The organism is Halocola ammonii (assembly GCF_049334165.1).
GTDB lineage: Bacteria > Bacteroidota > Bacteroidia > Flavobacteriales_D > Sanyastnellaceae > JBEGHD01.
On sequence record NZ_JBEGHD010000001.1, the window covers coordinates 165564 to 190756 of the forward strand.

The window sequence follows — 25193 nt, forward strand, 5'->3', positions numbered from 1 at the left end:
TCACACTGTTTTTTGTACCTGAGGTGGGAATCGAACCCACACTCCCGAAGGAACACGAGTTTGAGTCGTGCGCGTCTACCAGTTCCGCCACTCAGGCATGGCTCCCTTTCAAAAAGGAGTGCGAATTTAGGGTTTTTTCCTTTTCTCCAAAAACTCTTTCTTATTTAGTCGAATCGAATGCGTCCGAATTTATAGTCGCGTCTCCATTTTCCGTAAATCAACAGTTCTTTGGGCCCTGACTGAAATGCTGTCTTGGGTTTCATTACTACATTTTCGTCACGTGATTCATAAAGATTTTGCCGTTTCATCTTTCCGTCTCGTTCGATAGTAACCACAGTAGCGACAGATTTTCTGACATTGCCAAATGAGCGGAGCCCTGCATTTTCATCTTTTCTTAGCCGGGCCAGATTCTCCGGATGATCGTTGAAGACGAGGTGAATTCTTTCTTTATTCCACACCAAAGCATAAGAGGAATAAGGTCCGTTGTCGTTCACCGTAGCCTGATACTTCGGCACCTTCACATTCCAGGCAATAGATCCATTCGCATTGATTTTCACCAAAATGATGTCGTTGTAGTTGTATGTGTAAGTGATGGTTTGGTATCCCGTTGCCGGGTCGGTTCGAATCATTTCGCTCATGTAGTACTGCTCAGCCACGAGCAGCGCTTCGCCATTTTCGAAGAGCAAAAAGTGATCAAAGAAGTAATCTTCTAACTCGCGGTTCTCAGACTTTCGACCGCCATCGTTGAACTTGCGCAAAAACTCTCTGTCGAACGGCATCAGGCCAGACGCTTTCACAGACTTGTTGGATCCATCGAGCAAAAAGTAGAAAGTTCCTGCAATCGCAAATCGAAAGTCGTTGGAATAAAAGCCGCCTATCGCCAAATCGCCATCGGGAGTAACTCCAAAAGTGACGGAGTTGATCCATTTGTCCTTCACGCTCACATCGTATTCCTTGAGTTTGTTCGACTCAAAGTTGTAGTTAAGGAGCACGTAGCGCTTGTTTTCCGGCCCCACTCGCTGGAGTCTTCTTTCCTGCTTTTCTGGCGTGATGCCACTTAGCAAATAAATGTCTGACCTTCCATCAAAAAGATAATCAGTGATCTCGTAAGCACCCTGATCGTAGGGCAGGGAAATTTCTTTCTCGTGTACCAGGTGCAAACTTTTGTCTAGCACTCTAAAGGAGAAAACCTCATCGCTTTCTTTTGAGTACGGACGATTGTGGTAAACCAAAAAGTGTGTGCTGTCAACTGAAAGCTTCACGTCAAATTCGATTTGCTTTTCCTTTTTCCCAAGAAAAAAATCATCGATTTCTACCACATCTCCAATAAACTTCCCGTCTAGACCAACCTGCACTCCGTAGGCCTTTCTCCTCTCTGTCTTCGTATTTTGATGACTGCTGAAGAGGAAAAAACGATTGTTGAGATAAAAGAAATTGTCGAGAAAAGTCGGCTCGCCTTTAACCAAAGGAAGCTCCACTTCGGTTTCCTTTTCGAGCTTCATGGTGTTTCGACTAAACTGCTCTAGCTTGAAGGTACGGTCGCTCCCCCTCACGGCTTTAAAAACAAAAAAGGAGGTGTCGTTGGCGCCAATGATATCGAGATATCGCTCGCTCCGATCTCGATCGAGGTCCTTGCTCCACTTTACACCTGGCTGCTGTGCACTGGCAACAAAAGTCACTGCCAAAAGAATGACGAGAACAGATTTTAGCCTGAGGATTTTTTGAATTTTGGACTTCGACATCTATTGTTTAATCTTTGAGTATGATCCTGAAGGTGGTTCCTTTGCCCACTTCTGATCTCTTAACAAAAATGCGGCCGCTGTGATAATTCTCAACGATTCGCTTCACCAGTGAAAGCCCAAGACCCCATCCGCGTTTCTTGGTGGTAAACCCAGGTTCAAAAACGGTCTTTTTCTTTCTGTTTGAAATTCCTTTTCCGGTGTCGCTCACATCGACAAAAACTTCATCTTCAAGGCGAGAGATATGAATATTAAACTCCCCTTTTCCGCCCATCGCATCAACTGCATTTTTGGTCAAATTTTCTATAACCCAACTAAAAAGTGGCTTGTTCAGCTTTGCGAAAATTGGTCGCTCATCAGCCTCGATGGTGAACTTAACCTGACGAGAAAGCCTGTTTCTCAGGTATTCCATAGATTCTTCAAGCACTTCCACTATGTCAAGCTCCTTCAAATCCGGCTTGGACCCAATCTTAGAAAATCGGTCCGTAATCATCTCCAACCGCTCCACATCCTTGTTCAGCTCAATCATGGTAGCTTTATCCACACCTTGCGATTCGAGCATCGACATCCAGGCCATTAGCGAGCTGAGAGGCGTGCCGAGTTGATGAGCTGTTTCTTTGGCCATTCCCACCCAAACCTGGTTTTGCTCTGCTTTTCTAAAAGTGCTGAAGAGCAAGTACGCTACCAGCAAAAACACTCCTATCAAAATCAGTTGGATCACCGGGTAGTACTTCAGCTGAGTAAGAATAACGGAGTCTTCGTAAAAGATGTAGTTAACTCCCTGGCCGGGAAGTTCAATCTGAATGGGTTGATTCTGTTCGGCCATGCTTCGAATTCGAGCCTGTAGTTTCTCAGGCGTGTCGATAGAGCTCTCTTCTACATTTCCCACCCTAATCACTTCAGAGCGACTGCTGTCAGTTAGGATCACAGGAACGCTTGCCGAGTTCATCACGGTTTCAGAAATGAAGGAATTGATGAGATCATTTAACACCACCTGAAGCTCCTCGAAAATGTAGCTGTCGTTGTAGTAGAGGTACTGCTTATCGGAGGCAATGTCGAACTCAATGATTTGCTCCTTTTCTTCAATCACCGTTTTCAGCGAATCGATGTACTGCTGATCGTTTTGTTTGTCCTCAGGCAAGTTCTTGTCGAGCATCTTTCTGCCACTCTCATCAAAAATCATCACCGGAATGGTGGTATTCGACCATATTAATTCGGTCACAAAAGTAAGGTCGCTCGCGTCTTTCGGGTTGTCGAGAATTTTGTAAGCTCTTCTCAGGATTTCAGCTTTCTTCCGCTCTTCATCACGCAGTTCGTCAAAAAGCTCCTGGGTAAACTTCACAAGCTTTGCCCTTCGCTGAATCGCCTCCGACCAGAGTTCTACTTTCTGCCGCTCTTCATTCTTAATCTTGTCAGCGATGAAGTTAGAGTACCACAAAGTGATTCCCACGATCACAGCAGCGACAATGAGGAGCGCGAGTTTCCAGCGTTGTTTATTGGAGTAAAGATTCATGCGATAAGAATACGGTCGAAATATAGCCAAATGCTAACGGAATGCTCGACAGTTTATTTGGATTTCGAAAAGAATGGTCGGTCTTTCTATTTCTAATACACTTCCCACAAAAAACCTAAATACTGGCTGTTGAAAGACAACTTTCCAAGCGGTGGTCGAGGCTGGTTTTCACCTTTTTCCATTTTTATGTCCAGTTCATTTGTGTAGATAGTGTTACCGCCTACATGAGCTCCGCGAGTGTCGATCAAAAGTTCTTTGGGATAGCAATTTTCAGCCGCAAAAATCAAACTGTAAGTGCCAAGTGTAGAGTCCATTATTGTTGCTTCCATTTCTGCGAAGTGCAGCGTATCGGAGAAGTTGTCGTACTGCCGAATCAAATCCCACCCAGACTCCAGCTCGATTTCTGGCTTGATGTTGATAATGTATTCAATTTTCACTCCGGACAAGGAGCGATCCTTGAGAATCAGGCTATCCACAGTTTCTTCTCGCCCGAAGCTGTAGATCGTCAGGTTTTTTCTTTCGTCTACAAGCAAGCTTCCCGAAAATCTGTCGCCTTCCACCTTATAGGCCTTCAGTCCAGTGGGCTCGTGCTTAAAGGAGCGACCAATTTGCCGCGTGTTGATTCCAAATGAACTCAGCACCTCTTCAGGAAAGCTTACGTATTTGCTCTCTTCTCTTTCACCGTAAAGCAGGATGTGACCCGATCGCGTTGCCTGCTCAAAATCGGAGGTCAACATCGTTTCCTTTACCAAGGTTTTATTTGGACCGTATTCAACCTCTACTTCAGGCGGATATGGAAAATAGGACTTGAAGAAACCCGATTCTGTTTCAAAAAATCCTTCGTTGGGATACTTCTCTTCCTCTTGAGGAGAGCAAGTCACCAACGCCAAAGACAATAGAACTAGACCTGGTAATAAAATCTTGTGGCTCATGTTCGTCAAAGGTTCAAATTTTCAGTAGCTGGTTTCATCGAGCTTCACCTTGCCCCAGAAAGTTTTGTAAACAAAGAAGGTATAAAAAGCCACAAGCGGAAACCCAATAGCCACCATGGTAAGCATTATTCCAAGCGACTTTTGCGAAGCCGAAGAGTTGTAAACCGTCAAACTGTTTTCCACATTTTCCGGAGAAAGAAGAATTGTTGGATAAAGCTCAAAAGCCACCAGTGCAAGTGAGAAGCACGTGGCGAGAGTAGAGAACAAAAAGCCCATTTGATACTTCCTTTTGTTCAGCAGCCTCGGGATGTTGGCAATACTCAAAAACGCGAGCAAGGGCAAAATGAAAAATACAGGTGAACTCGCCACCTTGTCGGAAAGGTGCGGGAAATAAATCAGCGCGTAGAGCGTGCTGATGGCAAACAAAACGATGAAAGCAATCATGGCTCGATTGACGAGCTTCGTGATTTTCACGAATAGCCGGCCTTCAGTTTTCATGGTGAGGTAGATGCCGCCATGCGTGGCAAAAAGTGCTACTGCCGTGAGTCCAATCAGAATGGCAAAAGGATTGAGTGCCTCAAAAAGTGAGATGTGGACCTGCCCGGTTGGATCCATTTCGAAGCCCTGCAACACATTGCCTACAACCACTCCAAGCAGAAAAGCGAGCATGGTGCTGGACACGAAGTAGCAAACATCCCACATATTTCTCCACCACTTCATTTCCTCTTTGCTCCTAAATTCTATAGAGATCGCCCTAAAAATGAGGAAGATTAAAAACAGCATGAATGGCAAGTACATGGCCGAAAACAGCGAAGCGTAGACTTTTGGAAAACCTGCAAAGAGCGCTCCTCCTCCAATCACGAGCCAAACCTCGTTGCCATCCCAAACCGGTCCAACGGCATTCAAGGCGATTCTTCTGCTTTTGTCTTTTTTCAAAAATAAATGCCAAAACCCTGCTCCCAGGTCAAATCCATCAAGCACTGCGTAGCCGGAGAACAGTCCACCGACCACCAAAAACCAAAGTGTGGGATAATCAATGCCGAATATCGTTTCCATTTCTCCTTGCATTTTATGTCAGTGCTTTGGTGTAGTCCTCTGTTTTGCTGCGCTGATCAATCATCTCTCCTTCGTCAGGTCCATGTTTTATTTTTTTGTTGAGCATGTATAAAAACAACACGAGCAACAGAGCATAAACAATAGAGAAAAGAATCAATGAAGTCATAATCTGACTCGAGGTAACGGCCGAAGAAAGCGCATCGGATGTCCGCAACAAACCATAAACCACCCAGGGCTGCCGGCCCATTTCGGCAGCAAACCACCCCACCTGATTGGCAATTTGCGGAAGAAAGACTGCCCACACCAACACCCAGAGAAACCAGCGTTTGTCAAACAGTTTTTTACGCCACAGCAGATAAGCTCCATACAGAGAAATCGCAATCAGAGCCATGCCGATTGCTATCATCAGGTGATAAAATTGGAAAATTGCATTTACAGCTCCGGGTCTTTCATCTTCGGGAAATTCGTTGAGTCCGGTCACAGGTGTTTCAAAATCCTGATGAAGCAGAAAGCTCAATCCTCCGGGAACAGCGAGTCCTGTGACCTCCTGATTTTCTTTGTCTACCCAGCCAAAAAGGTAAAGATCAGCAGCTGTGGCTGTGGTGTCGTAGTGTCCCTCAAAAGCCGCGAGCTTTGCGGGTTGGTTTTTGGCAACACCTTCTGCAGAAATGTGGCCAACAAAAAGCTGCGCCAATGAACAAACAACCGCCCCAATGAGCGCGATGCGAATGGCTTTCTTTGAAATTACTTCAAAACGGCCCTTGAGCAAGTAGTAGGCATGCACACTCAACACCAAAAAGATTCCCGCCAGAAACGCTCCGATCCAAACATGCGTTAGCCGCTCTACAGAAGATGGATTAAAAACCATGGCCCAAAAATCTGTGATCTCGGCTCGGGCATCCATTCCAGTACCTACGATGTGATATCCCGCAGGGGTTTGCTGCCAGCTGTTTGCCACCACAATCCAGATGGCTGAAAACAAGCTCCCTAAAAATACCCCAACTGTGGCAATGAGGTGCACCGCTGGCGAAACGCGATTCCAGCCGAACAGCAACACGCCCAAAAAGCCACTTTCAAGAGCAAAAGCAAAAATTCCTTCTGCTGCCAGAGCACTTCCAAAAATGTCACCCACGTAGCGGGAGTAAGTCGCCCAATTGGTTCCAAACTCAAACTCCATCACAATTCCGGTAGCCACGCCAATTCCAAATGTCAGCGCAAAAATTTTGGTCCAAAACCGGGCTAGTGCATGATACTGCTTGTCTTTTGTGGCCAGGTATTTCCCTTCGAAAAAAACCATCAGCAAACCCAGGCCAATACTCAGCGGAGGATAGATATAATGGAATGCAATTGTGAAGGCAAACTGGATCCGGGCTAATATTTCGACATCCATAAGTAGGTGTATTAGAAAATCACTCAAATTTACGAGCCGTAGATTCTGGGGCAAGTTTTCGAGGCTCTTTTTGAGAAAAAATCACTGACTCTGGAAAAGAGTAATTGGAAAAGTCTGGGCATAAAAAAAGAGGAAGCTTTCACTTCCTCTTTCCTGCTGTCCCACTAGGACTCGAACCTAGACTCTTCTGGACCAAAACCAGACGTGTTAACCAGTTACACCATGGGACAATCGTCCTTCGCTTCCGCGAATTAGGACGGCAAAAATAAAAAACTTTTTTCATTCGCCTAACACCCTCCAGAAAATTTATTGGCCCCATTTTCTTTCTCTGCAAATGGCTAATTTTACCTCCTCACAAAGAAAAGCGCAAGACGGCATGGAAAAACTGGCAAATTACATCGGTGGAAAATTGTTGGCTCCTCTATCGGGAGAATATCTCGACAACGTTGAACCAGCTACAGGTAAAGTCTATTCCCTAATTCCTGATTCTACTGAAAAAGACATCGAAAGCGCTGTGAAGGCTGCCGAAGAAGCTTTTCCAAAATGGTCTAACACGCCCTACACCGAGCGCTCAAAAATCCTTAGCCATCTGGCAGATTTAATCGGCCAAAACTTGGACAAGCTCGCTGCGGCCGAGTCGAAAGACAATGGCAAGCCAGTTTCCCTTGCCACAGCCGTAGACATTCCCAGAGCTGAAAGCAACATTCGCTTTTTCGCGTCTGCCATCAATCACTTCCACAGCGAGGCGCACATCATGGAAAACCGCGCGGTGAACTACACCAACCGAAAGCCAATCGGAGTAGTCGGCTGCATTTCTCCGTGGAACCTGCCTCTTTACCTGTTCACCTGGAAAATTGCTCCAGCTCTGGCTGCCGGCAACTGCGTGGTAGCCAAGCCATCGGAAGTAACGCCCTACACCGCATTTCTACTCAGTGAACTTTGCATAGAAGCCGGATTGCCAGCAGGTGTGATCAACATCGTGCACGGTCTCGGGCCAAAAGCCGGAGATGCCATCATTAAGCACAAAAAGATCAAAGCCATTTCTTTTACCGGAGGCACCAAAACCGGTGAGTACATCGCCCGCACTGCAGCACCGATGTTTAAGAAACTTTCGCTCGAGCTGGGAGGTAAAAACCCGAATCTGATTTTTGCCGATTGCAATTTTGACAAAATGCTCTCAACGACCATAAAATCCTCTTTTGCCAACCAGGGACAGATTTGCCTTTGCGGTTCGCGAATTCTCATTGAGAGGTCGATCTACGACAAATTCAGAGATGCTTTTGTAGAAAAAGTGAAACGGATGAAAGTCGGTAACCCCGCTGATCCCAAAACAAAAATGGGAGCCGTAGTTTCCGAAGACCACATGAATAAAGTGCTCAGCTACATCGAGCTAGCTAAGGAAGAAGGCGGTAAAGTTTTGGCCGGTGGAAACAGAGTGAAAATGGATGGTGAACTCAGTGGAGGCTACTACATCGAGCCAACCGTGATAGAAGGACTAGACCATACCTGCCGCACGAATCAGGAAGAGATCTTCGGCCCGGTGGTTACGCTCATGCCTTTCGACTCAGACGAAGAAGCTGTTGAAAAAGCAAACAGCACGCAATATGGACTGGCAGCTACTGTTTGGACTCAAAATCTCGATCGAGCTCACAAGCTTTCAGCACAGCTAGAGTCTGGAATCGTTTGGGTAAACTGCTGGCTCCTGCGCGATTTACGCACACCATTTGGAGGAGTCAAAAATTCTGGGGTAGGAAGAGAAGGAGGATTCGAGGCACTCAAGTTCTTTACTGAACCTCAAAACGTTTGCATCGAACTTTAATCGTTCGATTCAATTCTCGACTCTATCCTGTTTTGCTTTTTAAATCCGTTGGTGAAAAACCAGCCGAACTGCCGGTTAAACCACTCTTCGAGTTTGGTAATCCATTTCATCTTACTATAGTTCAATTAGGTTATCTGTTAAGATAATGCATTTTCATCGATAAAAATTGCCTTTTCACCGAAGATTTGTGCTAAAAAGTGTAAAATGCGTGATTCCGGGCATGAATGGCTTTTATCTAAAATCACTGACCACCAACATTTTTATGTTCAAAAAAACACCTCAGTGCTTAAATGTGACTGGCGAAAGCCACCATTTTTGTGTAACTTAAAAAGCAAAGTCATGAAGAGAACAATTTTGATGTGTGTTTTGGTAGCCGGATTTCTTTCGGCCTGTGTACCAAGCAGAAAGTTTCAGGAAGTCCAGACTGAAAACAACCAGTTGAAAGCTGCAAACGACCAACTGAGAAGCGAAAATGAATCAATCGAAAGCAGATTGAGTGAATTGGAATCACAGAATGAAACGTTGAGAGAGGAAATTGCCGCATTGAAGAATGACACAACAGTGCTCGGGACTTCTCTGCGCCACATGAGAAATCAGTACGACAAGATCAATGATTTAAACGAAATACTCTCCGAAAAAAGTGACAAGCTACTCCAGGAGTCAGCCGCAGAAAATCGTCAGCTTCTTTCTGAGCTGCAACAAACACAGGTGGAACTGCAGAGAAAAGAGGACAGACTCAATCAGTTGGAATCTGAACTGAACGCAAAAGAGGCAAACCTGAACGAATTGAGCACAGAGCTGAAGAGACGTGAACAACGTGTAAACGAACTTGAAAGCCTTATTGCCAGAAAAGACTCTGCAGTGGCTGCACTTGAACAAAAGATTTCTAAAGCACTTCTCGGCTTCAAAGACAAAGGTCTTACTGTGGAGCAGAAAAACGGAAAAGTTTACGTGAGTCTTGAAGCAAAACTACTTTTCCCATCAGGAAGCACTGCCATCGATCAGGAGGGTAAGCAAGCTCTGATTGACCTTGCTAAAGCAATCGAAAGCACTGAAGACCTGGAGATCATTGTTGAAGGTCACACAGACACCGACAAAATCAGATCTAGCTCTATCCCTCGTGACAACTGGGAGCTGAGTGTGCTTCGTGCTACGAGTGTTGTAAAAATCATGATGGAAAACAGCGACATCGATCCGAAGATTCTCACTGCCGCAGGGAAGAGCGAGTACGTCCCTGTAGATCCTTCAGACAAAGCTAAAAACAGAAGAATTGAAATCATTCTTTCACCTAACCTCAACGAACTGTTCGAGATCATCGGTGAGAAGCCATAGGGCTTTATTTTTGAGCATTTGAATTCACAATAAAGCCGACTGTCATGCTGAACTTGATTCAGTATCTAGTCGGCTTTTTTTATGCTTCTTTCAGGGGTAAAATCACTGGAACTTTTATTCAGCTTTGATGCTCTTTTTGAGAAACTCAATAGATCCAATGGATGCATATCTGGGCATTCTCGAGTAATAATAAAGTGAAGTCACTTCCTAGAGCTCATTCACGCAAATTTAGCTGAACCAAACTTACTGCGCCATTTAAAACAAGCTGATTTCACAGCAAAAAGAAACCCCTACCGCATTCTTTGCAAACGCAGCAGGGGTTGAATCATTAACCGTAAAAAATATTCTTGAGTCTCTTATGGTGGAGTTAGTGGCATGAAGAATTCTCCGTTCGAAACTGTGATCTCAGGTGGATTTACTCCTCCAGACATTTCGATAAGCAACGAAGAGGTGAAAGTTCCTTTGATGTAGCCCGGAGGTTCCACACTGATCTCAGTAATAGTGAGCACACCGGCCTGAGGAGATTCAGGTTCTACACCTGCCGATGAGAATGGATCAGCGCCACCACCTGGAGGCACCAACAACATAAGGTCACCTTCAGGAGCGAACTCAGTATTGAAAGTTATTTCGACTCCTTCTGAACTGGCCCAACCAACCAGAGGTTGATTAAACGAAATATTCAAGGTGTAATCGTCAAGCGTAATTCCCTGCAATACCATATTTCCATCGAGCTGTGCCGTGAAAGTTGGACACTCGTAAGCTTGTCCATCAATTGAGAAGTTGAAGTAATATTCGCAAGGCTCACAAGCTGATCCACCGCAATCTACTCCAAACTCATCTCCGTCTTGCTCACCGTTGGTGCAGTCTCCTGCAGTTTCAGGGCAATCTTCACACTCTGGTCCACCGCAATCAATCCCTGTTTCCTGACCATTTAGAATTTCATCTTCGCAGCTCGGGCAAGGATCGCATTCACCACCACAATCAATGTCTTCTTCGTTACCGTTGAGAAGTCCATCGTTACAGAGCTCTGCACAGGGAACGCAGCTTCCACCGCAGTCAATTCCTGTTTCTCCGAGGTCTGCATCAAGCTGTCCGTTATTGCAAGGTTCACATGGAGGGCAATCTTCGCCACCACAATCAACCCAAACTTCGTTTTCATCGAGCACACCGTTTGTACAAGGATCACATTCGTCACAAACTCCACCGCAATCGATCTGAACTTCATCCTGATTCAACTCTCCATCAAAACAGCTAGCTGGAATTTCGTTATCCGGATTGAGGCACCCGGTGATTATGAAGGATCCCAAAAAGAGATAGAGGAACCCGAAAATTAAATACGCTTTTTTCATTTCTAAAGAATTTTGTCAGGCAATTAGAGCCTCCGAAGATACAATTTCTGGTATAGTTTGATTAAACAGTGATTTTAATCACTTCACACGATCGAAGTGACTTTGGTTGCACCATATAGAAATTTAATTTGGAATTGGCATGTAGAACGTTCCAGAACCAATTGAGATTGTCTCTCCAACTCCAGTAACGTCCTCCACCAAGGCTCCTCCGGTAAATGTACCTTTTATGTACATCGGCTCTTCACCGCGAATTTCCGTAATGGTAAGTGTTGCAGACCCATCAGGGTCATTGGTGGTGTAGACTGTTCCGCTTCCTGGTGCAGTGAGAGTCATCACTCGACCTACATCATCAGCTGTTTCTTCATTAAACACAGTATTGTATCCTGCGGCATTCATCCATCCGGCAAGCGGCTCAGGCATACTGATAGTCACCACTGCATCGTTCAGTCCAACGCCAGTCATCACTAGTCCAGGTGCTTCCAGAGCAGATGTAAAGGTCGGAGCATCGTAAGAACCGTCCAAACTTCCCGCACCACTCACGGAAAATGTGAAGTAGTACTCACACGGCATACATGCCGAACCGCCACAGTCAACTCCGAATTCATCCCCGTCTTGTTCTCCATTTGTACAGTCACCAGCAGTTTCAGGGCAATCTTCGCATTCTGGTCCTCCACAATCGATTCCAGTCTCCTGGCCGTTCATTATTTCGTCTTCACACGAGGGGCACGGATCGCATTCACCACCGCAATCAATTCCTTCTTCGTTTCCGTTGAGAAGTCCATCATCGCACAGCTCTGCGCAAGGCCCACAAGGTCCACCACAGTCGATTCCGGTTTCACCCTGATCGGCATCTTGCTGCCCATTGGCACACGGCTCACAGGGAGGACAATTGCCACCGCAGTCTACCCACTGCTCGTTAGTGTCGAGCACTCCATTGGTGCATGGATCGCACGGATCGCACACGCCACCGCAGTCGATTTGAGTTTCGTTTTGGTTGAGCACACCGTCAAAACAGCTTTCGGGAATCAGCTCGTCCTCATCGGGACTGCAAGCTGCAAAAGCGAAAGACAACAAAAAGAGGTAAATGAAACCAAAGATGAGATAGATATTCTTCATTCCAGAGAGGTTTTGCTAACGGTTAGAAAAGCGAATTTGGGTAAAATTTAGCTTAGTTAATAATTTTTTTTGATTGCTACACTTGAAATGCCAATCTTTGAGTACACTAAACATGTCCCTAAAATGAACAAAGAGGTTGCTTCAGAACAGATCAGATGGCGAGAAGAAAATTTGCCAAATGAGGTAATACTCGAAAAAGTGAACGAAGCCTGGAAATCGCTGAGTGGCCAAAACCCTAACCCAAAAATTGCCTCACTCCTCGCTCAGCGAGAAATCGACACTGAAGAAAAAATGAAGGCCTTTTTTAAGCCTTCCCTCGATGAACTCCACGATCCTTTTTTGATGAAAGACATGGATGCTGCTGTGAGCCGCATTGAGAAAGCAATCACTGAAGGTGAAAAAATCCTGGTTTACGGTGACTACGATGTTGATGGAACAACCTCTGTAGCGTTGGTGTATTCAGTGCTAAAATCTCTGGAAATTTCTACTGGCTACTACATTCCCGACCGCTACTCAGAAGGATATGGAGTTTCAGAAAGAGGGATTGATTACGCCAAAGAAAATGGCTTCAATCTTATTATCGCTCTGGACTGTGGAATAAGGGCAATCGACAAGATCGATTACGCCAGTTCGCGTGGAATTGATTTTATAATCTGCGATCACCACACACCCGGAGATGAAGTACCTAAAGCCGTTGCTGTGCTCGACCCAAAAAGAGAGGGCTGCAACTATCCTTACAAAGAACTCTCGGGTTGCGGGGTTGGGTTCAAGTTGATGCAGGGATTATTCAAAAACCTTGGTTACGAAACCGCCAACCTTTACGAATACCTTGACCTACTGGCCGTGAGTATCGGAGCGGACATAGTGCCGATAACCGGAGAAAATAGAACTTTGGCATCCTTTGGCTTGAAGCGCGTTTTTGAAAACGGTCGTCCGGGAATTACTGAGCTTTTTAAAAGTGCCAAGTTTTCGAGAACGAAAGATGTCTCAATCTCAGATCTGGTTTTTTTGATCGCTCCAAGAATAAACGCAGCGGGAAGGCTCGACTCGGGAGAAACTGCAGTGGAACTGCTCACCACCGAGAGCGAGGAAGAAGCCGAAAGACTCAGCAAACTTCTCGAGCAAACCAACTCCACAAGAAAAACCCTCGACAAAGAAACAACAGGTGAGGCATTGACCATGATTGCTGGCAACGAAGAGTTGGAAATGAGCACCGCCACCGTTGTTTGGAAAGAAGGCTGGCACAAAGGAGTGATTGGAATTGTGGCATCGAGACTCATTGAAAAGTACTACCGTCCTACTATCGTGTTGACAATTGAAAACGGAATGGCCACGGGCTCAGCCAGATCGGTAGAAGGTTTCGACATCCACGAAGCGCTAAAAGCCTGCGACCACTGCATCGAACAATTTGGCGGTCACCCAATGGCGGCAGGGCTCAGTATACGCGAAGAAAACCTCGAGACATTTCGCGAGAGCTTTGGCAAAACAGTGAGCGAGCTTCTGCGCGAAGAACACAGTACGCCCGAAGTCTCCGTGGATCTAAATCTCGAGCTCCACGAAATCACTGCAGGATTCTACAAGCTGTTGAAACACTTCGCTCCATTTGGACCGGGAAACATGCGGCCGGTTTTTAAAACCGAAAACGTAGTGGCTTCACCGAGAACCCGCTCTGTGGGATCTGACAACGCGCACCTCAAACTCGAAGTGACTACAGATACCAACGCCCTTGGTGGAATTGGATTTGGACTAGGAAAGTATGCCAGCCAACTGGCAGCCGGTCAACCATTTTCTATGGTTTACACACTCGAAGAAAATGTTTTTAGAGGCCAGCGCACTCTTCAATTGAATGTGAAGGATATTCACCTGGAATAAGTCTTTGGCTTAAAAGGCTAGCCATTACCAAGTGGGAGAGCCGGTTGTCGAGCGGAGTCGAGACAAGCAGGGACGCTTCGCGCTGTAACATCCTCATTTTTCATGGCTTCTCCAGTTATGAACATGCGATTTATTCTTGCATCTAGCTAGTATTGGAAGGTCTGAATGCTCTCCTTCGATCAGCGCCTCTTTCTTCGCTCTTCCCCATCTTTTTACTTGGTGTTCTCTGCTAAATGCCTCATCAATTCGATGAAATTCTTCGTAGTACACTAGTTCAACAGGCAGTCTTCAACTTGTATAACGAGAAGCTTGCCCTTTCTGATGAAGTCTAACTCGTTCAATCAAATCCCTTGTGGATCCAACATAATATTTGTTATCGGAACATTGGAGGATGTACATGTAGCAAATCATAAGTCAAGCTTTCAAGAATTTAGTTTGATAAATTTCTCTCCCCTACCTCTCTCTCGACTCCGCTCGAGAAACGGCCAACACACAGACTCATTTTCAACATGAATAAGGCTCGTTGAAAAGAAAAGAGTGTAATCTTTTACAAAATCACACTACCAAAGTAGGCCGAAAGCTCGTTGCGGACTTCGATAAGTTTCTTTTTGCGTTCGAGTAACAACCGCAGCTCGAGATCATCGAGTTCACCCTCTTTAAGACTCTGGTCCACCTCGTGAATTTCGCGTCCGAGCCAACTGAGCTTTAATCGATAGATCGCATCTTTGGCCGCCTTGTTCATCTTCATGTCTTCGGTCTCTGGATAGATCTTGTGGCGCACCGCCCAGTTTTCGCTAAGCTCGTACTGATTGGCCAAAATACTGGCTGCCACTTCGCTGATCCGAATGTCTGGATGCTGGGTAAAATGCTTTTCGTCTGGAAAACGATCTTCCTCCAAAATCTTCTCGTACTCTTCGGTGATCAATCGAAAAACCTCCGACTCAAGGTGAATCTCATCTCGGTGGAGCTCATAAATCAGGTACTCCGAAACAGATGTTTCTTCATCCACTTCTTTCTCAACTTCTTCATCGAAGTGCTTTACCTCAATCACTCGGTCTCCGTAATTAAGTAGAATCCGCACCAAATCGCGCTCCTGCGGCTCTAGCGACTGAGCTTCTTTTGAATCTTTTTTTGGAACGGAAACAGGAGTAGTCTCCGACTCCGGCTGGCGTTGTGGACGATGCGAGGATGCAGTGCTTTTGTTCTGCCTTGTGCGGATCAGCCGATTGGTCTCAGCGAGCAACGTCTCCTCCTCCATGTCGAGCAAACGACTACATTCCTGGATATAGACCGTACGCTGGATGGCATCGGGAATAAGCGAGATCGAATGGACAATCTCTTTGATAAGTGTTGACCGCTGAATCGGATCGTCCTTTGAGTCCTCAGCAAGAAGATCTGTTTTGAAAACAATGAAGTCCTTTGACTCGTTTTCGATGTAATTTTTGAGCTGGGTAGTGCTCACACTTTTAGCGTACGAGTCTGGATCCTCGCCTTCCGGGAAAAGCACAACCTTCACATTCATCCCCTGCGACAAAATCATGTCGATTCCGCGGAACGAAGCTTTGATCCCGGCCGGATCGCCATCGTAGAGAATCGTAATGTTGTTGGTGTAGCGCTTTATCTGCCTGATCTGGCCTTCAGTAAGCGAAGTACCGGATGAGGAAACTACATTTTCAACTCCATTTTGATGAAGCGAGATTACATCGGTGTAGCCTTCAACAAGGTAGCAGAGATCTTTTTTAAGTATTTCGTTTTTCGCCAGGTAAAGCCCGTAAAGTACTCGACTCTTGTTGTAGAGCTCGCTTTCGGGAGAATTGAAATACTTGGCGACTTTCTTATCGCTCTTCAGAGTACGTCCCCCAAAGCCAATCACCTTTCCGCTGATGTTGCGGATCGGGAACATTACCCTGCCACGGAAGAAATCATAGGGACTGCCATTTCTCGTTTTGGTAAGTCCGGCTTTCTCCAGAAACTTGAGTTCGTAACCGTTTTTGAGCGCCTCCCGGGTAAAGGCATCCCAGTCGTCCGGGCAGTAGCCGAGCAAAAATTCTTTACAGGTCTCCTCACGGAAGCCACGCTCCTTGAAGTACGAAAGCCCCACTGCGCGACCCTCTTCGGATTCGAAAAGCTGTTTGGTGAAATATTCCTGGGCATAGGTGGTTACTATAGCGAGACTCTCACGCTCGTTGAGTTCTGCAATTTCTTCGGCACTCTGCTCCTCTTCCTGAACCTCGATTCCATACTTATCAGCCAGCCAACGCAGAGCTTCAGGGTAGCTAAACCTCTCGTGCTCCATCAAAAAGTTAACGGCATTACCACCTTTCCCGGAGCTAAAACACTTGTAGATTCCCTTTGCAGGAGACACGAAGAACGATGGCGTTTTCTCGCTGGTAAACGGACTGAGCCCCTTGTAATTGGTGCCGGCTTTTTTCAGCTGCACAAAATCCCCAACCACATCCTCAATCATGATGCTCTCGTAGATCTTATCTATGGTTTCCTTTGGGATCATGTGGTTAAATCAATTGCATCAAAACGGTAACTCTCTACGGAATTAACTCCTTCTATTATCACGATTCGATTCAGTCGTTCAATTTATCTTTTTTCCTTGATGAAAAAAGAAAGAAAAAAATCAAGGCTGTGACCTCTACTCAAAATTTTACTTCATCTCAACTAACTCCGACCGAGTGATCCTGTCGGCTTCTCGGTTTCCGTAAGTCTCGATTTTGAAAAACTTTTTGCGCGAGCTCAAGGCCGATCCGTCTTCGAGGTCAAGCCAATTAGAACAACTACTGAGTTTTCAGCTTGTCGTCTTCGGAGCTTCTTCTCTCTAAAAAGGAGCTAGCAAAAGTAATTAGCATTTGTGACGAAGAGGTCTCTGGAATCCAATTTTTTCATCATCCACCTAAATTAAAAAAGGGAGCGTTTGCGGCTCCCTTCTCTTCTTGCAGGTTGTTATGTATAGGTTTTGGTTAAAGGGCGGATTTATTCTTTTTCCAGTTCGGCTATCAGCTCATCGGTAAGTTCCATGTCGTGGTAAACCGTGTTCACATCATCGTCTTCTTCAAACTTGTCTATCATCTTCAGAATCGTCTGCGCCTGATCGAGCGGCAGAGCGTTTGTAATTTTCGGGATGCGCTGAATCTCGGCATTTTCTGTTTCGATTTTCATCTCTTCGAGCTTGCTCTGCATTTTCCCAAAATCTTCGAAAGTAGTGTAAAGCACAACCTTTTCATCGAGGCGCTCCATCGATTCGAGGCCTCCGTCAATCAATTCCATCTCCAGTTCATCAAGATCGCGCTCACCGAGCTCTTCTTTTTTGATTGTGAAAACGCCTTTAGCATCGAAAATGAAACTGAGAGAACCATTGGTTCCGAGGTTGCCGTCAAACTTGTTGAAAATCGACCGGACACTTGCCACGGTCCTGTTTTGGTTATCGGTAGTGGCTTCCACAAACATGGCGATTCCGTTTGGGCCGTAGCCCTCGAAAGTCATCGACTGCAGGTTTCCGCTGTCGTCACCCTGACCTTTTTTAATGGCGCGCTCCATCGTGTCCTTGGGCATATTGGCACCCTTGGCATTTTGAATCGCCAGCCTCAGAGCTGGATTGGTCTCCGGATCGGGACCGCCATCGCGCGAAGCAATGGTTAGCTCTTTAATAATTCGCGTAAAGATTTTGGCGCGCTTGGCGTCCTGTGCACCTTTTCTGTGTTTGATATTCGCCCACTTACTGTGTCCTGCCATCTCTGTTCCTTTTCTTTTTGCGGACGGTAAATTTAAGGGATTGAAGGTATTTGTGTCAAGGCAGTGCAAAATCCAAGCACCAAGCACCAAATTCCAAAATCCAAAACGGCAAACGCCAAAAAGTCGAGCCCCACAACATTATCACATCTCAAAAAACTCAAGCATCAAATCCCACTTGTGCTCCGCCCGCGTGCCGCTGAAGCTTTAGCGGAGGCGCAAGCTTCAGCGTAGGAATAAAACCCAACAGCTCGAGCTTCCTCAATCCCCAAATTACCTAATTACCTATTCTCCTTACCTTGCACTCGGAAAATGAAAACAATCCATGGCCGAATCTACCCTTTCTGCGAAGCCGATACTCGAAGTCAGTGACCTGTCCATTTCTTTTAGAAGTGACGAAGGACTCAATCCCGCGGTCAAGCACATTTCCTTCGACCTTGATCTGGGAAAAACGCTGGCCATTGTTGGTGAAAGCGGATCGGGGAAATCTGTAACCTCGCTCGCCATTCTCAATTTGCTGCCCATGCCCCCGGCAGTGATCGAAAACGGGAAAATCATTCTCCGTCAAAACGAAGAAGAGCGAAACCTCATCACCCAAACCGACAGGGAAAAAAGGTCACTGCGCGGAAACGTGATCAGCATGATTTTCCAGGAACCAATGAGCAGTCTGAATCCGGTTTACACCTGCGGAGATCAGGTAGCCGAAATGCTGCAACTCCATCGGAAAATGAAGTCTGCTGAGGCAAGAGAAAAAACGATCGAGCTTTTTAACGAAGTCGAACTTCCCAGGCCCGAAAAGATCTTCGACAGCTATCCACACGAAATTTCCGGAGGACAAAAACAGCGCGTGATGATCGCCATGGCCATGAGCTGCGAGCCGCGCATTTTGATTGCCGATGAGCCGACTACAGCTCTCGATGTCACCGTTCAAAAAAACATTCTTCAACTCCTTGAAAAGCTTCAGCAAAAAACTGGGATGTCGCTGATTTTTATCACTCACGACCTGGGCGTGGTGCAGGAAATTGCCGACCACGTGTTGGTGATGTATCGCGGAGAAGTGGTGGAATCCGGCACTGCCGATCAGATTTTTGCCAATCCGCAACACAACTACACCAAAGGTCTTTTAGCCTGCCGGCCAAACCCGCGAAAAAACCGCCACCGGCTGCCTACGCTCAAAGATTTTCTGGAAGATAAACCAGCAACCGACTTCGACCGGTTAGTCGAAAAACCAAAACACACCGAAAAGCTCCTCGAAGTAAAAAACTTCAATAAGTGGTATCCGCAGAAGAAAAGCTGGTTGAAGAAATTTGCTCCAACCGAATATGTGAAAGCGGTGAACGAAGTGAGTTTCGAAGTCTTTAAAGGCGAAACGCTCGGACTGGTTGGCGAGTCAGGCTGTGGCAAAACCACGCTAAGTCGGGCACTCCTTCATCTCATCAAACCCACTTCTGGAGAAGTTATCTACGATGGAAAAACCATTAGCAGCTTTTCGAAAGCTGAATGGAAAAAGCTGCGCAGAGAGATTCAGATTATTTTTCAGGATCCTTACTCTTCGCTGAATCCCCGCAAAACTGTTGGGCAAACCATCACCGAGCCGATGAAAGTGCACGGCATTGGCAAAAGCGCAGCCGACCGAAAAGCCACTGCCATTTCGCTTTTGGAAAAAGTGGGACTTAGCGCTGAGCACTACAATCGCTATCCCCATGCCTTCTCTGGTGGACAGCGCCAACGAATTGTGATTGCTCGTACGCTCGCCCTGGAACCGCGCTTTATTATTTGTGACGAATCGGTTTCGGCACTTGACGTGTCGGTACAGGCCCAGGTGCTCAATTTGCTCAACGACCTAAAAGAAGAGTTTGAACTGACCTACATCTTCATTTCTCACGATTTGTCGGTAATCAAACACATGAGCGACCGCATTATGGTGATGCGTCAGGGGAAAATCGAAGAAATTGGCGAAGCCGAAAAAGTGTACCACTATCCGGCCACAGCATACACGAAGCAGTTGATCGAGGCGATACCCGGAAAAGACTTTTAACGGGTACTTTTTACGTTTTGTCGAAGAATTTGATAGATTCGTCAGATTCTTGTAAGATTTTTCTTACATTTGCCTTCCCGATAATCTATTTGCTTAATAACGAAAAATTAGAATGATGCTATTTAACATTAGAAAAGCGGTTCTAGCGATTTTTTGCCTCGCTATCACCTCAAGCGCAATCGCGCAAGAAACACTAGCCCTTCAGGATTTTGATGGCGGAACGCCAGGTTGGAATTATTCCTCCGATGTTGCCTTTTTTGACAACGGATGGGGATCTGATGGTTATTTTGATATGATCGATATTTCCAGTGCGAGTCCTCTTGACAATCCAAACTTCTCAGGAAACATTCTGGGAGAAAATGATTTGAACGATGACGATGGTGATGGGCCAGCCTACGGAACTTCTGGTTTCGCAAACATCACATTCGAAGATGTCAACATTAACGGTTCACAAAATGTGACTCTTTCATTCGATTATCAAATAATCGGTTACAACTCAGGACAGGACAATGTCAAATATGAGCTACTTTACGATGGAGTTGGTCAGGGAGAAGTGTTCTTGCATGAAGGTGGAGTTGATCCACTTGACGCCTCAGGAAACCTTCTTCTAAGTATTCCGGACAATGTTAATTCAGTTGGACTTGTTCTTTCCATTAGCGACAATGGTGGATCTGCCTACTCCGGTTTCGACAACTTCAAAGTAGAGGGAACAGAACCGAATTCTATTGTATCGGCATCGAACAACTTCTACACTGCATCTGAAAGCAATAACAACTACGCCATTCCATTAAATGTGATTGCTCCGGATGACGTGAACGATATTGACGTTACGATTGCTTACCAGTCTGGAAATCAGGATTTAATTGATGGCTTTGTTACGACAACTGTCACAATTCCCGCAGGTGCTACTTCAGGAACTTTCTCTTTACCAAGAGCCCAAGACGGAATTTGTACAGGAACTCAGGAAGTAGTTCTCGAGATCACAGCCGTGACTGGTGGAAACAACGCACAGATCGGAACGCCTGCATCGTTCACTGTGAGCTTTACTGATAACCAAACGACTTACTCGACTGTTACGAGTGACAATTTCGAGAGTGGAACACTCAGTGGTTGGGTAAACACCGATAATTTCACTGCATCCACTGTTGATGCTATCACGGGCAGCTACTCTCTCAGACATAGTGCAGTTGATATCAACGGAGGCTACAAACACACTTCAAAAACCATTTCGGCTGAACTGGAAAGCCGTAAAACCATTTGGCAAGCGAATCTTCGCAGAACTTTTAGTGTTCCGGGAACTTCATTTGACAATTGGATTTTTTACGCACTTGCTTCCAGTGAGTCAAATCCCTTCGTAGTAGGCGCTCAGGGCTACGTGGTTGGAGTTAACTTTGATGCTTCAAACGATAGCTTGAAGTTGATCCGTTTCGATAATGGACTGCTCGATGATTCAAATTTTGTGGAACTCGCCACAGCTGATTTCACATTCGAAGACAACAATACAGTAGGTGTCAGAGTCGTTCGCGATGACTCTGGAAACTGGAGCCTGGAATACAAAGCTGGAGGTGGATTTAGCAACATGGACAATGCTGGAAGTGCCACGGATAACACTTACGTAAATGCTACCTACACTTCTTTCGGTGGTGAAATCGGCAGTAGTAATCAAAAGGGTAAAATGCATTTCGACAACCTACTCATAACTCAGGAGTCTTGCTCTGCGACTTACTACACTGTAGCCAGCGGTAACTCTGACGACCCGATTTGGTCGACAGAACAAAACGCTGGTCCTGGTGAAGGATTTATTGTCAGCTACACTTCAAACAACCGACTAACGGTTCAGGATGGACACACACTCACACTCACTGGAGAAGTGAAAGCCCTGGATTTCACTATTGATTCCTCAGGAATAGTTGAACTGAATGCAAATGAGTTGAGTATTTACAAAGATTTCATCATTGAAGGAAATTTAGATGGAACAACAGGAACCCTGAGCTTTAAGGGAAATGGTGAGCAGAACATTCTTATAGTCAATTCACCAATCCGGGTTCAAAATTTCAAACTCCAAAACAATGGTCCCAAGGTAGAAATTCAGACAGGAGTGGTAGAAGTAACCGGACTCCTTATGCCTGTAGCAGGTACGTTGGTAACAGGTTCGAACCCAGCCCGCCTGGTATTGATTTCGAATGCCAGCGGAACAGCAGCTGTTGGTGAGTTCAACGCAGCTGCAGAAGTTCAGGGAAATGTGCGCGCCCAGCGTTACATCCCAGCATCAGCAACAGGCTGGATCAATGTTAGCTCGATCCTCGAAGAGGTAACGGTAGAACAATGGGATGACGACATACTCACCACAGGATACCCAGGTTCGGATCACCCGCTGAACCAATTCACTAATATTGCTGGGCATGACGAAACGATCAACGCAGCAGTTGACGAACGTTACGTGAACATTACGTCTAACTCAACCAACCTCCCTGTAACCTCCGGGTACTTCATTTATTTGCTGGGTGGTGCTCAAAACATCGAAGTTGAAGGTGAAATCGCCAGGGATAACATTACCAAAAACGTAACTTTCAGTGGATATTTCGGACCGGCAACAGACGGCTTCAACCTTGTTGCAAACCCATACCCTTCGCCAATCGACTGGGAAGAGGTTTACGATGCATCAACTGGTGTAAATCCAACGATGTACATCTATAGCGCACAGCAAGGTAACTATGTGAGTTACAATGCAATGACCAATGGAGGTACTGCAAGCAACATCATCCCTTCGGGACAGTCATTCTTTGTAAAACTTAATGGAGGCTCTGGTACATTGAATTTTTCCGAGAATCAAAAAGTTGGTCCTTACGATGAATTCCAGCGTTCGAATGAAAACATGAAACCAACAGTGCAGCTGAAAATTGCCGGAAACGGAGAAATTGCCGGCTACACTCACGTGACACTCGATGACGAAGCGACTTTCAACTACGATGATGTAGATGGATTCCAGCTCAGATCTGCTAATAAGAATGCCCCGGAGATTTCTACACTATCGCAGGAAGAGGAATACAATCTCAGTTTCAACTCTGTGCCAACTGACGAAGGTGCGGTAGCAATTCCTGTAAATCTGGACATTCCTGTTGCCGGAACTTACACACTCGAAGTAAGTGATCTCATCAACTTCCCTTCTTCTTCATGCCTCAGCATCGAAGATTTGGAAACCGGTGAAGTGTCTCCTGTAGAATTGGGTGAAACGTTTGATGTGGTAACACAACAAGATTCGATCAACGAAGTACGCTTCATGCTTCACATTACATCGCTTAATAGTGGGAAGTCGGACGTGACTTGCTTTAATGGATCCGATGGCTGGGTAGCAGCTCGTGGAGCAGGCAATGGTCCGTGGACCTACACCTGGTACAACGAAATGGGTGGAGTGATTGCGTATGAAGAAAACATCTCAGTAACTAGCCAGGTTGATGATCTCGCCTTTGGAACTTACTATGTGGAAGTGGAAGACGAAAATTCACTTTGCGGAACACTCACCAAAGTAATCGAGATCAACGAGCCGATGCCGGAGGAGTTGAGCCTTTCGTCTCAATCTGCTACTTGCAACAATGAAGACGGAGAGATCGTGATTGGCGTTGAGAACGCAAATGCAATTGAATACAGCATAACTGGTAACAACGGCTCTGAGTTTAGCAGTTCTGTTGAAGGGGACTCATCAATCATTCCTTTGCTACAAGGAGACGTTTACACTGTAAACATTTCTACGGCTTGTAACACGTTCGAACAAATGACTGTGGATCTCACTGACGAAAATGCGGTGACTGCAGCAATCGACATTGAAAACGATGTTGTGGAAATGCAGGATGGAATTGCAGAAGTGCAGTTCTCACACAACTCAGAAAATGCTACCAGCGTTGCTTGGAACTTTGGAAACGGAGAGACCTCAGAAATGAATAATCCGATCCACACGTTCACTGAAGTTGGTGAGTATGAAATCACCCTCACTGCACAGAACGAGATTTGTGACAACACAGACACTCGCACTATCACTGTGGAAGAAAGTGTGTCTGTAGGTGACGACTTCGACCCATCAGAAGAAATTACGATGACCGCGCTTCGCGAGCGTGTACAACTCGAATTTGGCAATGCTCGCCTTGAGCAGCCGATTGTAGAGGTTTACAACACCGCAGGCCAATTGGTCATCTCTAAAAAGCTATCTAATGTCAATGGCGATATCATTCTAATTGAGACAGCCGGACTGCGTCAGGGAATTTATTCGCTGACCATTCTGGAAAATGATTCCCGAGTTTTCTCGGAACAATTCGTCAGATAACAGATAGGTTATCGGAAAAAGAAACCCCTGCGGAATGCCGTGGGGGTTTTTTTATATTCACGGTAAAGGAATCTTATCATGCTTCGAATTTCAATTCTCTTTCTGTCCCTTTTGGTACTCAGCAACTTTTCGAATGCCCAAAACCCAAGTCAATCAAACTTTAAAAAGTGGAGCGACTGGCAAACCGAAACAGTCTCAAGTTCTGACGGCTCGAGAAAAGTAATCAAACATCGAAAGAGATATTTCAGAGAAGAGGACGTTTGGTTGAGAGTCGAAATAATTCGTAACTACAATGAATGTGGCAAACTAATTCACATGTCGAAAACACGCTGGAAAATGAAGTGCTTTGCTACTGATGCAAAAACCGTTTACAATTGGAATTTTGAGAGGAAGTGCGGGTGATCGACCACAACCAAACCGCTGGCAAACAATGAGAACAGACCATGAAGAATCTTAGTAAGTTCACTCAGTATTTTTTAGGATTTGGCCTAGTCCTCATCATTTACGGATATGTTAGTCGCATAGTCGGACTCTACTTTTTCTGGGAAAGTAAATCTGTTGGATGGGGGTTAATTTTAATAGGGCTTATTGGACTATTGTCTGACAGGGTAAGAGTTAAAAGAAAGATAGACAAGAATTCAGTTCTCGAGAAAATTGGAATTGGACTAATCGTTTTCATAATACTCATTCAAACTATCCTCATTACTACCTTACCGTTTTCAGAAGCTTATTCAGTCTCTAAGAAATTTTTGACTGAGAATCAACAAGTCACTGACGAAGTCGGAAAAGTTGAAGGGTTTGGAATTATTCCTAGAGGTGCTATAGGAAAGTCAACGGACTCGGAAGGAACTTATGGTGCTGCAACCCTAAACCTGACAGTCAAGGGACAAAAGAAATACAAGGATGTCACTGTCTACGTGTTCAAGTACACTGATGAACCAAACTGGATTGTTGAAGAAATCGACTGATAAAGTTTAGCTT

General features: G+C 45.5%; 17 protein-coding genes and 2 tRNA genes. 7 read left to right on the forward strand and 12 right to left on the reverse strand.

Going from position 1 to position 25193, the window contains the following annotated elements; translation table 11 throughout:
* Window positions 1–15 precede the first annotated feature (15 nt).
* The 7 genes from ABHV44_RS00670 to ABHV44_RS00700 all read right to left on the reverse strand — a co-directional run bounded on the left by ABHV44_RS00670 (window position 16) and on the right by ABHV44_RS00700 (window position 6860).
* Window positions 16–97, reverse strand: a tRNA-Leu gene (locus ABHV44_RS00670).
* Window positions 98–164: 67 nt separating this feature from the next.
* Window positions 165–1742, reverse strand: a complete 1578-nt coding sequence (locus ABHV44_RS00675; protein ID WP_459072705.1) for a hypothetical protein — start codon at window positions 1740–1742, stop codon at window positions 165–167.
* A gap of 7 nt (window positions 1743–1749) precedes the next feature.
* Complete coding sequence (locus tag ABHV44_RS00680; RefSeq protein ID WP_459072706.1) at window positions 1750–3252, reverse strand: sensor histidine kinase; 1503 nt, start codon at window positions 3250–3252, stop codon at window positions 1750–1752.
* Window positions 3253–3344: 92 nt separating this feature from the next.
* Window positions 3345–4184: a hypothetical protein gene (locus ABHV44_RS00685; protein WP_459072707.1), complete on the reverse strand. Its 840-nt coding sequence runs from the start codon at window positions 4182–4184 to the stop codon at window positions 3345–3347.
* Between the two features lie 21 nt (window positions 4185–4205).
* A complete protein-coding gene (gene cydB, locus ABHV44_RS00690; RefSeq protein ID WP_459072708.1) occupies window positions 4206–5240 on the reverse strand; it encodes a cytochrome d ubiquinol oxidase subunit II in 1035 nt (344 codons plus the stop codon).
* Between the two features lie 13 nt (window positions 5241–5253).
* Window positions 5254–6630 (reverse strand): cytochrome ubiquinol oxidase subunit I, encoded by a 1377-nt coding sequence (locus tag ABHV44_RS00695; RefSeq protein ID WP_459072709.1) that lies wholly within the window; start codon window positions 6628–6630, stop codon window positions 5254–5256.
* A gap of 156 nt (window positions 6631–6786) precedes the next feature.
* Window positions 6787–6860 (reverse strand) — tRNA-Gln (locus tag ABHV44_RS00700).
* A gap of 146 nt (window positions 6861–7006) precedes the next feature.
* Here ABHV44_RS00700 and ABHV44_RS00705 point away from each other — a divergent pair.
* A complete protein-coding gene (locus ABHV44_RS00705; RefSeq protein WP_459072710.1) occupies window positions 7007–8449 on the forward strand; it encodes an aldehyde dehydrogenase in 1443 nt (480 codons plus the stop codon).
* A 339-nt stretch (window positions 8450–8788) separates the two neighbouring features.
* The gene (locus ABHV44_RS00710) at window positions 8789–9781 is read left to right on the forward strand and encodes an OmpA family protein (RefSeq protein ID WP_459072711.1); all 993 of its coding nucleotides are present in this window, start codon (window positions 8789–8791) and stop codon (window positions 9779–9781) included.
* 356 nt (window positions 9782–10137) lie between these two features.
* Here the strand turns inward: ABHV44_RS00710 and ABHV44_RS00715 are convergent, their stop codons facing one another.
* Both ABHV44_RS00715 and ABHV44_RS00720 read right to left on the reverse strand, forming a co-directional pair.
* Window positions 10138–11130: a hypothetical protein gene (locus ABHV44_RS00715; protein WP_459072712.1), complete on the reverse strand. Its 993-nt coding sequence runs from the start codon at window positions 11128–11130 to the stop codon at window positions 10138–10140.
* A 123-nt stretch (window positions 11131–11253) separates the two neighbouring features.
* Window positions 11254–12246, reverse strand: coding sequence for a hypothetical protein (locus ABHV44_RS00720; RefSeq protein WP_459072713.1), 993 nt, complete (start codon window positions 12244–12246; stop codon window positions 11254–11256).
* A gap of 123 nt (window positions 12247–12369) precedes the next feature.
* Here ABHV44_RS00720 and recJ point away from each other — a divergent pair, with 123 nt between their 5' ends.
* Window positions 12370–14118 carry a single-stranded-DNA-specific exonuclease RecJ gene (gene recJ, locus ABHV44_RS00725; RefSeq protein WP_459072714.1) on the forward strand — a complete coding sequence of 583 codons (1749 nt, stop codon included), beginning with the start codon at window positions 12370–12372 and terminating at the stop codon, window positions 14116–14118.
* 288 nt (window positions 14119–14406) lie between these two features.
* Here recJ and ABHV44_RS00730 read toward each other — a convergent pair whose 3' ends face one another.
* From ABHV44_RS00730 to ABHV44_RS00740, 3 genes are all read right to left on the reverse strand, one after another.
* The gene (locus ABHV44_RS00730) at window positions 14407–14529 is read right to left on the reverse strand and encodes a GIY-YIG nuclease family protein (protein WP_459072715.1); all 123 of its coding nucleotides are present in this window, start codon (window positions 14527–14529) and stop codon (window positions 14407–14409) included.
* Between the two features lie 136 nt (window positions 14530–14665).
* On the reverse strand, window positions 14666–16627 hold the full coding sequence (dnaG, locus tag ABHV44_RS00735; protein ID WP_459072716.1) for a DNA primase: 1962 nt from the start codon (window positions 16625–16627) through the stop codon (window positions 14666–14668).
* Between the two features lie 473 nt (window positions 16628–17100).
* Window positions 17101–17859, reverse strand: coding sequence for a YebC/PmpR family DNA-binding transcriptional regulator (locus tag ABHV44_RS00740; protein ID WP_459072717.1), 759 nt, complete (start codon window positions 17857–17859; stop codon window positions 17101–17103).
* Between the two features lie 322 nt (window positions 17860–18181).
* On the opposite strand from ABHV44_RS00740, the gene ABHV44_RS00745 reads away from it, so the two are divergent.
* The 4 genes from ABHV44_RS00745 (at window position 18182) to ABHV44_RS00760 (ending at window position 25180) form a co-directional block, all read left to right on the forward strand.
* A complete protein-coding gene (locus tag ABHV44_RS00745) occupies window positions 18182–19894 on the forward strand; it encodes an ABC transporter ATP-binding protein (protein ID WP_459072718.1) in 1713 nt (570 codons plus the stop codon).
* 112 nt (window positions 19895–20006) lie between these two features.
* Window positions 20007–24212 (forward strand): PKD domain-containing protein, encoded by a 4206-nt coding sequence (locus ABHV44_RS00750; RefSeq protein WP_459072719.1) that lies wholly within the window; start codon window positions 20007–20009, stop codon window positions 24210–24212.
* Between the two features lie 78 nt (window positions 24213–24290).
* On the forward strand, window positions 24291–24614 hold the full coding sequence (locus ABHV44_RS00755) for a hypothetical protein (RefSeq protein ID WP_459072720.1): 324 nt from the start codon (window positions 24291–24293) through the stop codon (window positions 24612–24614).
* A 41-nt stretch (window positions 24615–24655) separates the two neighbouring features.
* Window positions 24656–25180, forward strand: coding sequence for a hypothetical protein (locus ABHV44_RS00760; RefSeq protein ID WP_459072721.1), 525 nt, complete (start codon window positions 24656–24658; stop codon window positions 25178–25180).
* Window positions 25181–25193: the final 13 nt, after the last annotated feature.